At 64.7% G+C, this 14,252-nt stretch carries 12 protein-coding genes; 7 read left to right on the forward strand and 5 right to left on the reverse strand.

Annotated elements, in window-relative coordinates:
- Positions 1-104: 104 nt before the first annotated feature.
- From lolA to serS, 3 genes are read left to right on the forward strand one after another with little or no spacing between them, the layout of a single operon-like run.
- A complete protein-coding gene (gene lolA, locus ACQZF9_RS05345) occupies positions 105-800 on the forward strand; it encodes an outer membrane lipoprotein chaperone LolA (protein WP_428312223.1) in 696 nt (231 codons plus the stop codon).
- A 44-nt stretch (positions 801-844) separates the two neighbouring features.
- Entirely contained in the window at positions 845-2,125 is a 1,281-nt protein-coding gene (locus ACQZF9_RS05350) for a replication-associated recombination protein A (protein WP_428313372.1), read from the forward strand.
- Positions 2,126-2,183: 58 nt separating this feature from the next.
- Positions 2,184-3,470 (forward strand): serine--tRNA ligase, encoded by a 1,287-nt coding sequence (gene serS / locus ACQZF9_RS05355; protein WP_428312224.1) that lies wholly within the window; start codon positions 2,184-2,186, stop codon positions 3,468-3,470.
- Positions 3,471-3,539: 69 nt separating this feature from the next.
- On the opposite strand, the gene ACQZF9_RS05360 is transcribed toward serS, so the two are convergent.
- From ACQZF9_RS05360 to cysB, 5 genes are all read right to left on the reverse strand, one after another.
- A complete protein-coding gene (locus ACQZF9_RS05360; protein ID WP_428312225.1) occupies positions 3,540-3,800 on the reverse strand; it encodes a hypothetical protein in 261 nt (86 codons plus the stop codon).
- A gap of 29 nt (positions 3,801-3,829) precedes the next feature.
- Positions 3,830-4,597 (reverse strand): hypothetical protein, encoded by a 768-nt coding sequence (locus tag ACQZF9_RS05365; RefSeq protein WP_428312226.1) that lies wholly within the window; start codon positions 4,595-4,597, stop codon positions 3,830-3,832.
- A gap of 160 nt (positions 4,598-4,757) precedes the next feature.
- Positions 4,758-5,249: a DUF934 domain-containing protein gene (locus tag ACQZF9_RS05370; protein ID WP_428312227.1), complete on the reverse strand. Its 492-nt coding sequence runs from the start codon at positions 5,247-5,249 to the stop codon at positions 4,758-4,760.
- Positions 5,246-6,910 carry a nitrite/sulfite reductase gene (locus ACQZF9_RS05375; protein ID WP_428312228.1) on the reverse strand — a complete coding sequence of 555 codons (1,665 nt, stop codon included), beginning with the start codon at positions 6,908-6,910 and terminating at the stop codon, positions 5,246-5,248. The genes ACQZF9_RS05370 and ACQZF9_RS05375 overlap by 4 nt, the downstream gene beginning before the upstream one ends.
- 112 nt (positions 6,911-7,022) lie before the next feature.
- The gene (cysB, locus tag ACQZF9_RS05380; protein ID WP_428312229.1) at positions 7,023-8,003 is read right to left on the reverse strand and encodes an HTH-type transcriptional regulator CysB; all 981 of its coding nucleotides are present in this window, start codon (positions 8,001-8,003) and stop codon (positions 7,023-7,025) included.
- Between the two features lie 211 nt (positions 8,004-8,214).
- Here cysB and ACQZF9_RS05385 point away from each other — a divergent pair, with 211 nt between their 5' ends.
- The 4 genes from ACQZF9_RS05385 to ACQZF9_RS05400 all read left to right on the forward strand — a co-directional run bounded on the left by ACQZF9_RS05385 (position 8,215) and on the right by ACQZF9_RS05400 (position 14,053).
- Complete coding sequence (locus tag ACQZF9_RS05385; protein WP_428312230.1) at positions 8,215-9,006, forward strand: sulfite exporter TauE/SafE family protein; 792 nt, start codon at positions 8,215-8,217, stop codon at positions 9,004-9,006.
- Between the two features lie 133 nt (positions 9,007-9,139).
- Positions 9,140-10,105 (forward strand): PstS family phosphate ABC transporter substrate-binding protein, encoded by a 966-nt coding sequence (locus ACQZF9_RS05390; protein WP_428312231.1) that lies wholly within the window; start codon positions 9,140-9,142, stop codon positions 10,103-10,105.
- Between the two features lie 149 nt (positions 10,106-10,254).
- Entirely contained in the window at positions 10,255-11,604 is a 1,350-nt protein-coding gene (locus ACQZF9_RS05395; RefSeq protein ID WP_428312232.1) for an OprO/OprP family phosphate-selective porin, read from the forward strand.
- Positions 11,605-11,779: 175 nt separating this feature from the next.
- A complete protein-coding gene (locus ACQZF9_RS05400; RefSeq protein WP_428312233.1) occupies positions 11,780-14,053 on the forward strand; it encodes an ABC transporter permease subunit in 2,274 nt (757 codons plus the stop codon).
- Positions 14,054-14,252 lie beyond the last annotated feature (199 nt).

Genomic DNA, 14,252 nt, shown 5'->3' on the forward strand with positions numbered 1-14,252 from the left:
GGCGCCCGTTTTGACGCCGGCGCGGATGTGCAGGACGGTTTCAGAGGTTCCGTGGCGCGGCGCCGGCGAACGAACGCCGGCCGCGCCTGTCCCAGGAGTCCATCATGTTCGGGTATTTCATGCGTAACTTTCTGTTCCGGTCGGCCGCGCTGCTCGCGCTGTCTGTTGCGAGTGTGAACAGCGCGCTCGCCAACAGCGGCGCCGAAGAACTCAACCGCTTCATCAACGACACGCGCACCGTCACCGCGCGCTTCAGCCAGGTGCAGTTCAACGATCGCGGCGAGAAGCTGGCCAGCAGTTCCGGCCAGATGATCCTGTCGCGCCCCGGCCGCTTCCGCTGGAATTACGAGCAACCCTACGAGCAGCTGATGGTCTGCGACGGCCAGAAAATCTGGCTCTACGATCCGGACCTGTCGCAGGTCACGGTGCGGCCCGCAGCCGATACCTTGAGCGGCACGCCCGCCGCGCTGCTGGCGCAGCGCTCGACCTTGACCGACGAGTTCGCGATCGAGGATCTGGGCGCCCGCAACGACGCCCAGGGCGTGCGCCTGAAGCCGCGCAACGTCGACGGCGATTTCGAGGCGATCGAAATGTGGCTGCGCAAGGGCGCTCCGGAACGCATGGTGTTCATGGACCGCATCGGCAACCGCACCGAAGTCGCGTTCACCGACATCCAGGTCAACACCAAGGTCGACGACGCGCAGCTCAAGTTCACGCCGCCCAAGGGCGCCGAGATCGTCGAGTCCGGCCAGCAGTCGCCGCCGACTAGCCTGCCGGTCGTGAAACCGAGCAAGAAGTGAAGCAAGGCGCCGCCCAGGCCGCGGCGGCGCCGCTCGCGGAGCGCATGCGTCCGCGCAAGCTCGACGAAGTCGTCGGCCAGGATCATCTGCTGGCGCTCGGCGCGCCGCTGCGCACCTTGCTCGAAGCGGGGCGTCCGCCGTCGATGGTGTTCTGGGGGCCGCCCGGTGTGGGCAAGACCACGTTGGCGCGCCTGGTCGCGCAGCATGTCGATGCGCATTTCGTCAGCCTGTCGGCGGTGATGGCAGGCGTGAAGGAAATACGCGAAACCACGCAGCGCGCGCACGCCGCGCTGCAAGGCCTGACGCCGCAGCGCACCGTGCTGTTCGTCGACGAAATCCACCGCTTCAACAAAAGCCAGCAGGATGCGCTGCTGCCGTTCGTCGAGGACGGCACCGTCGTGCTGATCGGCGCGACCACTGAAAATCCCTCTTTCGAACTGAACTCGGCGCTGTTGTCGCGGCTGCGCGTGTTCGTGCTGCGAGCACTGGATGAGTCGGCGATTTCCGATCTGCTGAAGCGCGCGCTGAGCGATCCGCAACGCGGCCTCGGCGAAGCCGATGACGCCTTGCCGGCGTCCTGGCTGCAACGCATGGCCGAGGCGGCCGACGGCGATGGCCGGCGCGCGCTGATTCTGCTGGAAACCGCAGTGGAACTGTGGCGCGCCGAGCAGAACAAGCGCGGCGACGCGCAGGCCGACGACGCACTGCTCGAGCGCCTGCTGGGCCGCGGCTTTCGCCGCTTCGACAAGCAGGGCGAGAACTTCTACGACCAGATTTCGGCGCTGCATAAATCGGTGCGCGGCAGCGACGCCGATGCGGCGCTGTACTGGTTCGCACGGATGATCGACGGCGGCGTCGATGCCGGCTACGTCGCGCGGCGGCTGGTGCGCATGGCGGTCGAGGACATCGGCCTGGCCGACCCGCGCGCGCAGTCGCTGTGCCTGGAAGGCTGGGCCACGTACGAGCGCCTCGGCAGCCCCGAAGGCGAGCTGGCACTGGCGCAGGCGGTGGTGTACCTGGCGGTCGCGCCGAAGAGCAACGCGGTCTACACCGCCTACAACACGGTGCGCGCGCTGGTCGAGAAAACCGGCTCGCTGGAAGTGCCGATGCACATCCGCAACGCACCGACGCGGCTGATGAAGGACATCGGTTACGGCGATGGCTATCGCTACGACCACAACGAGGCAGACGCCAACGCCGCCGGCCAGCAGTTCCTGCCGGACGCGCTGGTCGGCAGCGAGTTCTACGAGCCGACGCCGCGCGGCCTCGAGGCCAAGATCGGCGAGAAACTGGCGCAACTGCGCGAGCGTCGGCGTCGAGGCTGAGCCTGCAGCGCAGGCCGCTATAATCCGCGGCTACGTCGTTTATTGAAGTGGTGACCTCATGCTGGACCCCAAGCGCCTGCGCGCCAATCCCGAAGCGGTCGCCTCGCAGCTACTGCGCCGCGGCTTCGTGTTCGACACGGCGCGCTTCGTCGAGCTGGAGGCAGCGCGCAAGCAGCTGCAGACCGAAACCGAACAGCTGCAGGCCGAGCGCAACGCCGGTTCCAAGCGCATCGGCATGGCCAAGTCCAAGGGCGAGGACGCCTCGCCGATCCTGGCCGACATGGACCGGATCAAGGCGCAGCTCGGTGCCAACGAGCAGGCGCTGGCGACCTTGCAGGCGGACTTCGAAGACTTCCTGCTGCGCGTCCCGAACATTCCGCAGGACGGCGTGCCGGAAGGCCGTGACGAGAACGACAATGTCGAGATCCGCCGCTGGGGCACGCCGCGCGCGGCCGAAGGCGCCAAGGATCACGCCGACCTCGGCGAAGCCCTGGGCCTGATGGACTTCGCCGCCGCCGCCAAGCTCACCGGCGCGCGCTTCACCGTGCTGCGTGGCGGCCTGGCGCGCATGCATCGCGCGTTGACCCAGTTCATGCTCGATACGCATACGCGCGAGCACGGCTACGAGGAAATGTACGTCCCGTATATCGTCAACGCGGCGAGCCTGCGCGGCACCGGCCAGCTGCCGAAATTCGGCGATGACCTGTTCGCGCTGAAGATGGAGGAGGGCAGCCAGCAGGACTGGCGCCTGATCCCGACCGCCGAAGTGCCGCTGACCAATCTGCTTCGCGACGAGATCGTCGGCGTCGACGCACTGCCGAAAAAATTCGTCGCGCATACGCCCTGCTTTCGCGCCGAAGCCGGCGCCGCCGGCCGCGACACCAAGGGCATGATTCGTCAGCACCAGTTCGAGAAAGTCGAGCTGGTCTGGGCGGTGGCGCCGGAGCAGTCCGCCGCCGCGCTGGAATCGCTGACCGGCCACGCCGAGGCGATCCTGCAGAAGCTCGGCCTGCCGTATCGCGTGCTGGCGCTGTGTACCGGCGACATGGGCGCCACCGCCGCGCGGACCTACGATCTGGAAGTCTGGCTGCCGTCGCAGAACCGCTATCGCGAAATCAGCTCCTGCTCCAACTGCGAGGATTTTCAGGCGCGGCGCATGCTGGCGCGTTATCGCACTGCCGCGGGCAAAGTCGAGCTGCTGCACACGCTCAACGGCTCAGGCCTGGCGGTGGGACGCACGCTGGTGGCGATTCTGGAGAACTATCAGCGCGCCGATGGCAGCATCGAAGTGCCGGAAGCGCTGCGGCCGTATATGGGGGGCGTGACCGAGGTGCTGACCGGCTGAGCGCAGCCGACGTCGCCGACAATAAAAAAGCGGGCCGAAGCCCGCTTTTTTATTGCTTGAACGAAAGCCCTATTCGTCCTTTTTCTTCTTCTTGCCCGCGGGGTCGGCGCCGCCAAACACCTTGGCCAGCAAGCCGACCGGGCCACCGACGCCAGCGCCAGCGCGCGGGTTGGTGCCGGCGCTGGTGCCGGCCTGTGCGCCGCCACCACCAGTGTCGATGGTCGCACCGGCGCTGCCGCTGATGCCGCTGGCGGCGCTGGCGATGGACATGCTGCCGAGCAGCACGGCGGCCAGCGCCGTCTGGGTCATTACTCTGATGAAAGTCGTCATGTGTTGCTCCTGCCGAAACCGGTGAGTGCTTACTTGAAGTTGTAGCCGAGGCCGACGGTGCCGCCGAGCTCGACGTCGGCGCCGTAACGCTTGCCGATGTTGATTGCGCCGACGGTGATCGTCAGCGGCACGAACTGAGGCAGCGGCGCGATCGAGATCGCGGCGTTGGTGAAGCGGCCGGTGTATTCGGCGATGACCGACAGCCAGTTGGTGAAGTAGAACGCGCCGGAGCCGAACACACCCATCGTCGTCTTGCCCGGCTCGTTGAACACGTTGTCGCCGACGCCGATGTTCAGGATCGCGACGTGGTTGCCAAGCTGCACGGCCTTGGTCACGGCGGCGTAGACGCTGGAGCTGTTGGCCTGCTTGAAGGTGTCGCTGCCCCATTCGCCAGTGCCGATCACGCCGACGCCGAAGGCGGCATCGCCGGGCAGGTTGGTGTGGATCTTCAGGCCGAACGAGCCGGAGTCGCCGAACGAGTCGTCGGAGCCGCGGCCGGTCAGCGACGAGAACACCGCCGAGGTTTCCAGGCCTACGTATTCGTCGGCATCGCCGAAGCCGACGCTGACGCCGGCGGCGCCGTCGCTGGTGCTATCGAGCGTCTGCGCGAAAGCGCCGACACCGACCGAACCCCAGCTGGCGCCGAAGCCGACCGGCGCTTCGAAGGAAGCTGCTGCATAGCCCTGGATATTGCGGGTCGCCGCGGTGGCCGCCGCGCCACCCTCCTGAGCCCAGGCGTTCGTCGAAAGGAGGGCGACTGCGCCCGCGGCCACGGCCAACACCTTGTTCTGCAACATATTGCATGCTCCCATTTTGATTGGATTGGCGTCCCTAAATGCCATGCGGCAGCATTCGCCAAAAATATATCGAAATACCGTACTGACTGTAGACGTGACGACTGTCTAAAGGCAACCGTCGCGCCATTGTGGATTACAAAGCTTGCTGCCCGCTGATTTTTCAATGTTTTCCGGGTCTAAGACCGGAAATATTGAGCAGGTTGGGCTGGTAGGCAACGCTCATGTCATGAAAACTTAGGATGCACTGCTCGGCATTCTGGTCCGAACGCAACAGAAAAGTGTCGAAACCGCAGCTGTGCATCTGTTGCAGCTGGTCACGCACCACCGCCTGGCCGATGGCGCGCAGTTCACCGGCATAGCGGTGGCGGCGGCGCAACAGCGTCGCTTGGGAATAGGCGCGGCCGTCCGCAAATGACGGGAAGTTCAGCGCCAGCAGCGGCCGCTGCAGCAGCTCCGCCAGCACCGGCACCACGTCGAGCGTGTTCGGCAGCGACAGTCCGACTTTCAGCGTGCCGGGTTCGAGCGTCGCGCGCTCGGCATTCCAGCGATCCCAGCTGACGATGACCTGGCCCGAAGCGGGCAACTCGGCGTCATCGGTCAGCGTGGTCCAGGTGTCTTCGAGAATCCTGCCGTCACCGATCAGCTGGCTCATGCGGCCTCCACGGCGTAAAGGCGCGCCTTGAACGGTGCCATTCCGACACGCCGGTAGCAGGCAAGGAAGCTTTCGTCCTCGCTGTTGCGCAGGCTCAGGTACACGTCGACGATGGTCTTGATCGCCGGCGCGATGTCGTCGCGCGAGAACGACGGACCGGTGCGGTCGCCGAGGCTGGCGTCGTTTTCGGCGGAGCCGCCGAGCGTCACCTGGTACCACTCCTCGCCTTTCTTATCGACACCGAGAATGCCGATGTGGCCGACGCTGTGATGGCCGCAGCCGTTCATGCAGCCGGACATCTTGATCTTGATCGGACCGATGTCGTGCTGGTCATCGAGGTCTTCGAAGATATCGAAGATATCCTGGGCGACGCTGATCGAGCCGGCGTTGGCCAGCGAGCAGAAATCCAGGCCGGGGCAGCATATGAGGTCGGTCAGCAGGCCGATGTTCGGCGTTGCCAGCCCCAGATCGCGCAGGCTCTGCCACAGCGCGTACAGATCGCTCTGGTGCACGTCGGCCAGCACCAGATTCTGGTCGTGGGTGACGCGGATTTCGCCCAAGGAGTAGCGGTCGGCGAGTTCGGCGACCGCATCCATCTGCATCGCCGTCATGTCGCCCGGCGCGATGCCGGAAGCCTTCAGCGACACGAACGCGATCTGGTAGCCGGGCTGCTTGTGCGCGACCAGGTTGCGCTTGGCCCAGGCGGCGAAGGCGCTGTCCTGCGCCTGCTGTTGCGCGAAACTGGTGTCTGCGGCAGCCGCGGCGTCGTATTCAAAGGTATCGAAGCGCGCACGCATCGCGTCCAGATCGCCCGGCTGCAGCCGCAGTTCGCCGTCCTTGATCTGTTCCCACTCGGCTTCGACCAACTTGCGGAAGGCGTCCAGGCCGGTTTCCTTGACCAGGATCTTGATCCGCGCCTTGTACATGTTGTCGCGGCGGCCGAGGCGGTTGTAGACGCGCAGCACCGCTTCGAAATACGACAGCAGATCGGCCTCCGGCAGGAACTCGCGCACCATCGGCCCGATGATCGGCGTGCGGCCGAGGCCGCCGCCGACGTAAACCGTGTAGCCGATCTCGCCGGCCGCGTTCTTGACGATCTGCACACCGATGTCGTGCACGCGGATCGCCGCGCGGTCACCGTTGGCGGCGGAGAACGCGATCTTGAACTTGCGCGGCAGCCAGTTGAATTCCGGGTGGAACGTCGCCCATTGGCGGGTCAGCTCGCAGTAGGGACGCGGGTCGAGCAGCTCGTCGGCGGCGACGCCGGCCAGATGGTCGCTGGTGATGTTGCGGATGCAGTTGCCCGAGGTCTGGATGGCGTGCATCTGCACGCTGGCCAGGTCGGCGAGGATGTCCGGCACGCGCGCCAGTTCCGGCCAGTTGTACTGGATGTTCTGGCGCGTGGTGAAGTGCCCGTAGTCTTTGTCATAAGTGCGGGCGATGTGCGCCAGCATGCGCAACTGGCGGCTGGCGAGCAGGCCATAAGGAATGGCGACGCGCAGCATCGGCGCGAAGCGCTGGATATACAGGCCATTGCGCAGCCGCAGCGCGCGAAATTCCTCGTCCGGCAGGGTGCCGGCGAGAAAACGTTCGGTCTGGTCGCGGAACTGGGTGACGCGTTCGTCGACCAGGGTCTGGTCGTATTGGTCGTAGCGGTACATCGCGGCGGTCCGGCGGGTGGCCTGATGCGAAAAGGGGGCGCAAGGCTACCAGCACCGTAGACGGCCCTACAGCCGTATACGGGTATATCGAAAGAACTAAAAGGAATAATCCCTAGATAAGGTGCAGCGAGTCGATCATCTCGCGCGTTTTCTTGGCGCGCTCCTCGTGATCGGCGACTGCGGCGACCGTGTCGACCAGTTCCACCGACAGGTGGGAGGCGAAAGTCTGCATGAACTCATACATATAGCCGCGCAGGAACAGGCCACGGCGGAAACCGATATGGGTGGTGCTGGGCTCGAACAGGTGATCGGCCTTCAGCGACACCAGGTCCGCGTCCTGGGTCGGCTCATAGGCCATGTCGGCGACGATGCCGACGCCCAGGCCCAGGCGCACGTAGGTCTTGATCACGTCGGCGTCGGCCGCGGTCAGCACCACGTCGGGGCGTAGGCCGTGGGCGGCGAAGGCCTGGTCAAGCTTGGAGCGGCCGGTGAAGCCGAAGGTGTAGGTGACGATCGGGAACTCGGCGATGTCCTTCAGGCTGAGCCTGGACACCTGGGTCAGCGGGTGATCGGGCTTGACCAGGATGGTGCGGTTCCAGTGGTAGCAGGGCAGCATCACCAGCTGCTCGAAATGTTCGAGCGCTTCGGTGGCGATCGCGAAATCGGCCTGGCCTTCCGCGGCCATGCGCGCGATCTGCTGCGGCGAGCCCTGGTGCAGGTGCAGCGACACGCGCGGAAAGCGCCCCTTGAAGCGCTGGATCACCGGCGGCAGCGCATAGCGCGCCTGGGTATGCGTGGTTGCGATCGACAGGTCGCCACGATCGGTGTCACGGAACTCCTCGGCGATGTTCTTGATGTTCTCGACCTCGTTGAGCAGCCGGTCCGAGTACTCGAGGATGCGCTTGCCGGCCGGCGTGATCTCCGACAAATGCTTGCCGTTACGCACGAAGATATCGACACCCAGTTCCTCCTCGAGCATCCGAATCTGCTTGCTGACGCCGGGCTGCGAAGTGAACAGCGCTTCGGCCGCGGCGGTGACATTGAGCCCGCGGTGCGAGACTTCGTGAATGTATTCAAGCTGTCGGAGTTTCATTCGGCCCCCAGGCCTATCTATAGAACATCGGCCTTAGACCGTGTGGGCACTTTGCCATATTCAATATAGGCGTAAAAGATTTGTTGGTTATTCCATTATGCATTTAAAGCTTTTTAATTCTTTTATGGAATAACGATATATCCCTAAATTCCTCATCGGTCCGTCGGCCGCTTGCTAGGGTTGCACTTCACTACTTCCTACGTCACACGACATGGATCTCGCTTTTTCTCTCGCCGGCCTGGTGGTCGGTCTCGCCGTGGGCGCAACCGGCGTCGGCGGCGGCTCGCTGATGACGCCGATCCTGATCCTGTTCTATGGCATCAGCCCGAGCGTCGCCGTCGGTACCGACCTGATTTACGCCTCGATCAGCAAGGCCTTCGGCGTCACCTTGCACAGCCGCAACGGCTCGCTGGACTGGAAGCTGGTCGGCTGGCTGTCGATCGGCAGCGTGCCGGCGGCGTTGCTGACCCTGGTGTTCCTGCACGAACAGGCGCCGGGCAAGGGCCTGGACCAGATGATCAAGCTGACCCTGTCGGTCGCGATCGTCCTCACGGCGCTGTTCACGGTATTCCAGGATCGCATCATGGCGCTGATCCGCCGGGCGCCGGGCCGGGCCGGCGGCACGGAAGATTCGCGCTGGCAGCGGCCGATGACCGTGGTCAGCGGCGTCGCCATCGGCGCGCTGGTGACGATCTCCTCGGTCGGCGCCGGCGTCATCGGCATGATGATGTTGCTGCTGCTGTATCCCAAGCAGTCGCCGATCCGGCTGGTCGGCAGCGATCTGGCGCATGCGGTGCTGATCACCGCGATCGCCGGTGCCGGCCACGCCAGCCTCGGTTCGGTGGACTGGCCGATGCTGGGCGCGCTGCTGATCGGCGCGATTCCGGGCATCTACATCGGCACCCGCATCGGCTTCAGGCTCGACCCCAAGGCTCTGAAAAAAGTCATTTCGGCGCTGCTGATTTTCGTCGGCAGCACCATGTTGTGGAAGGCGATGCACTAGTTAGGAGCGGTCCGAGGGCCAAAAGGGCGCAAAAGCAGGCCTTGTCATCTAGATGAAATATGACTGTCATACGCTTTCAATCACGGAGAGCGACCATGCGCCGCGCCGCAAACCCCTTCTCATAGAGCACTCAATGAAACTCAAGACTATCGTCGCCGTTCTGGGCGCTGCTTCCGGCCTTGCCGCCGGTGCGGCATTCGCCAAAGTCGATGCCGATCTTCCCGATTACAAGCCCGCATCTGGCGTCTCCGGCAACTTCAGCAGCGTCGGTTCCGACACGCTGAACAACGTGATGACGCTCTGGGCCGAGGACTTCAAGAAGCTGTACCCCAGCGTCAACATCCAGATCCAGGGCGCCGGTTCGGCGACCGCGCCGCCGGCGCTGACCGAAGGCACCGCCAACTTCGGCCCGATGTCGCGTCTGATGAAGGATCAGGAAGTCCAGGCTTTCGAACAGAAGTACGGCTACAAGCCGACCGCGATCGGCGTCGCCATCGACGCGCTGGCGGTGTTCGTCAACAAGGACAACCCGGTCAAGGGCCTGAGCCTGAGCCAGGTCGACTCGATCTTCTCCGCCACCCGCAAGTGCGGCGCCGAAAAGGACGTGACGCGTTGGGGTGATCTGGGCCTGACCGGCGACTGGGTCAAGAAGCCGATCCAGCTCTACGGCCGTAACTCGGTCTCGGGCACCTACGGCTACTTCAAGGAACACGCGCTCTGCAAGGGCGACTACAAGACCAACGTCAACGAGCAGCCGGGCAGCGCCTCGGTGGTGCAGTCGGTGTCGACCGGCCTGAACGCGATCGGCTACTCCGGCATCGGCTACAAGACCTCCGGCGTGCGCGCCGTGCCGCTGTCGTCCAAGGATGGCGGCGAATTGGAAGAAGCCACCGAAGAGAACGCGGTCAGCGGCAAGTATCCGTTGGCCCGCGTGCTCTATGTCTACGTCAACAAGGCGCCGAACAAGCCGCTGTCGCCGCTGGAACTGGAGTTCTTCAAGATGGTGCTGTCCAAGACCGGCCAGGGCACGGTCGAGAAGGACGGCTACATCGCGCTGCCGGCCAAGCTGGCTGCCAAGGAACTCGCCAAGCTGCAGTAAGCCTTCGTCACGGCGCGCAGGGAAGGGAAGCCCTGCGCCGCCGCTTTCTGATTTTCTGACTTAACCCCCATCCGCATTCGTAATCCCCGCGTGGCGCCCATGGCGCCGCCACGGGCGTGTATGCCTTTTTCTTACCAGGGAGACACCCAGTGAATTCATTCATCAAATACGGCGCCCTCGCCGCATTCATCGGCGGCAGCATCGGCGCCGCTCAGGCCGATACCGCCGAAACCAAGGGCGGCTTCAAGATCAAGACCGACGACGGCCGCTTCGAGATGAGCATCGGCGGTCGCATCATGTTCGATCTCTACACCTTGAGCGAAGACGACGACGCGCTGGCCTTCGATCCGGCCGGCAGCGGCCGCAACGCCAAGTTCGGCAGCAACACTGCCGCTAACGACGAGCGCAGCTCGACCTACTTCCGCCGCCTGTATCTGACCCTGAAGGGCAAGGCCTACGGCTGGAACTACAAGTTCGAACCCGACTTCGCCGGCAACAGCACCAACAACACCAGCGGCAGCCGTGACATCGCCTTCCAGGACGTCTACATCAGCCACGCTTTCGGCCCGGGCGGCGAAATCATCATCGGCCAGATCAAGCCGTTCCGCGGCATGGAAGAGCTGACCAGTTCCAACGACATCACGCTGATGGAGCGTCCGTTCGCTTCGGCCGCCGGTATCTTCAACGGTGGCTCCAGCCGCGAGTTCCAGCAGGGCGTGTTCTACAAGGCCGACATCAGCGACTTCCTGTTCGGCGCCGGCTTCTTCGACCTGCGCCGCGACAACACGCGTCCGACCGAAGGCCTGGGCTACAACGCCCGCGCGGTCTACGCGCCGTTCCGCAATGACGGTCAGGTGCTGCACGTCGCCGTGTCGTACACCGACGAAAACCCGCAGACCAACGGCAACGACGGCACCGTCGACGGCGTCGGCTCGGCGTTCGGCTATGCCGGCCGTCGTGGCCCTTCGGTTGGCGCCTTCACCACCACCGGCGGCGAACACGCCACGACCATCGGCGGCGAACTCGCTGGCTCGTTTGGCCCGGCGACCCTGCAGGCCGAGTACATGCTGCAGAAGCTCGACCAGTCGGTCGGCTCCAGCCAGGATGTCGTGGCTTGGTATGCGCAGGCCAGCTACTTCGTCACCGGCGAAGCCAAGCCGTACAAGAAGGGCGAAGGCGCGTTCGGCCAGCCGAAGGCGAAGAACGACTTCGGCGCGATCGAACTGGCCGTGCGCTACGACTCGGGTGAGAACAAGGACAGCAACGCCGCCTGCAACGTGACCATCCCGGCGGTCGCCGCTTCGGGCACCACGGCGGCTCTGCCGGCGATCACCGTGCTGGCCACCGAGTGCAGCGCCACCGCGCTGACGCTGGGCGCCAACTGGTACGTCAACCCGAACGTGCGCTTCATGCTCAACTACATCATGGGCGAGAATGACCGCGGTTTTGCGAAGGACAAGCCCGAGGCGATCACCGCCCGCGCCCAGTTCGCGTTTTAATTAAGCGGGCAACGAGCAGCTGTAACAAAATTCGTCTAAAAGACGTCTAGCAACAGGTCTGGTGCCGCCGCGGGGCGGCACCAGACTTTTTTCCGCAGCCCTTTTCCGGTAGAAAGCGCTGCGGAAAAAAGCCGGGCCGTTTCTGCGCCCGCCCGATGCCTGCCGAACCGTACTCATGACCGAAGTGACAGCATCAGACGCGCCAGCCCAGCCGCGCTCGATCGTGGCCGGCAACGCCGGCTATCAGCCGCGCTACATCAAGGACCGCCTGGCCAAGGTGGTGGTGCTGATCGGGGGCGTCGGCGTGATCGCCGCATTGCTGCTGATCTTCGTCTACCTGCTCAGTGAGGTCGCGCCGCTGTTCGCCGGTGCCGAGTTCAAGGCGCGCCAGCCGTTCCCGGTGCCCAGCGACGGCAGCACCTCGCTGTACGTGGCGGCGGAAGAGCAGGGCGAAGTGGGCATGCGCGTCGGTGCCTCCGGCGAGCTGGATTTCTTCGATCTGCACAGCGGCCAGGCGCGCAACGCCGTGCATCTGCCGATCGCCGAGCTGCAGATCAAGCAGGTGGTCGACGTGGCGCCGGAGCGCGCGTTGCTGGCCGCCGGCCTGTCCGACGGCTCGGTGCTGATGTTCCAGCAGGAATACAAGGTCACGTATCCCGACGACAAGCGCCTGATCACGCCGAACGTGCTGTATCCCAAGGGCGAAAAGCCGCTGGCGTTCATGGACCAGGCGCCGATGCACCTGGCGGTGCGCGAGAGCGACGACGCGCTGCTGCTGGTCGGATCCGACCCGGCGGGCGATATTTCGCTGAAGAGCTTCGAGGTCACCACCTCGCTGATGGGCGACAGCGAAGTCACCGAATCGCCGCTGCAGAAGTTCACGCCGCCGCTGAAGCCCGACCTGCTGCTGCTCGAACCGGGCATGCACTGGCTGTATGCGATCGACAAGGCGGCCGGCAAGATCGCGTTCTATCGCCTCAACGGCGGCGAGATGCCGAAGCTGATCGACGTCAGCGAAGCCAAGGCTGCGATCGTCGACGCGCATTATCTGGCCGGCGGCATTTCCATCGTCACCGCGCAGACCGACGGCCGCATTTCGCAGTGGTTTCCGGCGCGCCGCAAGGGCGGCGACGACGACGGCAAGACTTATCTCGCGCACGTTCGCGACTTCACGCTGAAGACCGGCGCCAAGCCGACCGTGATCGGCTCGGAGCCGCGCCGCCGCGGCTTTGCGGTCGGTGACGAGCAGGGCAATGTGTCGCTGTTCTACGCGACGTCGGGCCGGCTGATCCACGAGGAAAAGATGCTGGAGGCGCCGGTGCGCGCGCTGGCATTCAACCCGCGTGCGCAGCTGCTGATGGCGCTGGGCGACGACGGCAAGCTGGTCGCCTCCGACGTGCACAACGAGCACCCCGAAATTTCCCTCGGCGCGCTGTGGGGCAAGGTCTGGTACGAAAGCTACGACGAGCCGAACTTCCTCTGGCAGTCGTCGTCGGCCAGCGCCGACTTCGAGGCTAAGTTCAGCATGGCGCCGCTGGCGCTGGGCACGCTGAAAGGCGCGTTTTACGCGATGATTTTCGCGATTCCGATCGCGGTGCTCGGCGCGATCTTTACCGCCAACTTCATGTCGCCGGAAATGCGCCAGGTGGTGAAGCCGGCGGTCGAAGTGCTGGCGGCGCTGCCGTCGGTGATCCTGGGTTTTCTCGCCGGCCTGTGGCTGGCGCCTTTCGTCGAAAGCAATCTGCCCGGCATGTTCCTGGCGCTGTTGCTTTTGCCGCTGTCGATACCGACGTTCGGCTATCTTTGGCTGCACATGCCGCGGGCGATCCGGCTGCGCGTGCCGATGGGCTGGGAAGCGGCGCTGCTGATGCCGGTGATCGGCTTCGTCATCTGGCTGTGCTTCGTGCTGGCCAAGCCGATGGAGGCGCTGCTGTTCGCCGGCAACATGCAGTCCTGGATGGACCACACGCTGGGCATCGGCTATGACCAGCGCAATGCGCTGGTCGTCGGCATCGCGATGGGCGTTGCGGTGATTCCGGTGATTTTCTCGATCGCCGAGGACGCGATCTTCTCGGTGCCGCGCCATCTTTCGCTGGGTTCGCTGGCGCTGGGCGCGACGCCGTGGCAGACCCTGGTCGGCGTGGTCATGCCGACCGCCAGCCCCGGCATTTTCTCGGCGATCATGATCGGCCTGGGCCGTGCGGTCGGCGAAACCATGATCGTGCTGATGGCCACCGGCAACACCGCGGTGACCAATTTCAGCCTGTTCTCCGGCATGAGGACGCTGGCCGCCAACGTCGCCGTGGAAATGCCCGAATCCGAAGTCGGCAGTACGCACTTCCGCCTGCTGTTCCTGTCGGGCCTGGTGTTGTTCCTGTTCACGTTCTTCTTCAACACCGTTGCGGAAGTGGTGCGTACGCGCCTGCGCCGCAAGTACAGCAGCCTCTAGGGCGAGGGAACCTCTGATGAAGTCCTGCGCGCCCGCGTTGCCCCGCAAATGCCGTCAGGCAAGGCGCGGGGTGCGCGGTTTGGTGATTCCAAACAAGCAGCCCGCAACGCCGCATGGCGGCATTTGCGGGGCAACCCGAAGGGCGGCGGCCGAAAGGGGCGCATGGCGGCGTCTCTCCTTCCTCGTGTACGGCGAGTAC

The sequence above is a fragment of the Hydrocarboniphaga sp. genome (assembly GCF_965279055.1).
Classification (GTDB): Bacteria; Pseudomonadota; Gammaproteobacteria; order Nevskiales; family Nevskiaceae; genus Hydrocarboniphaga.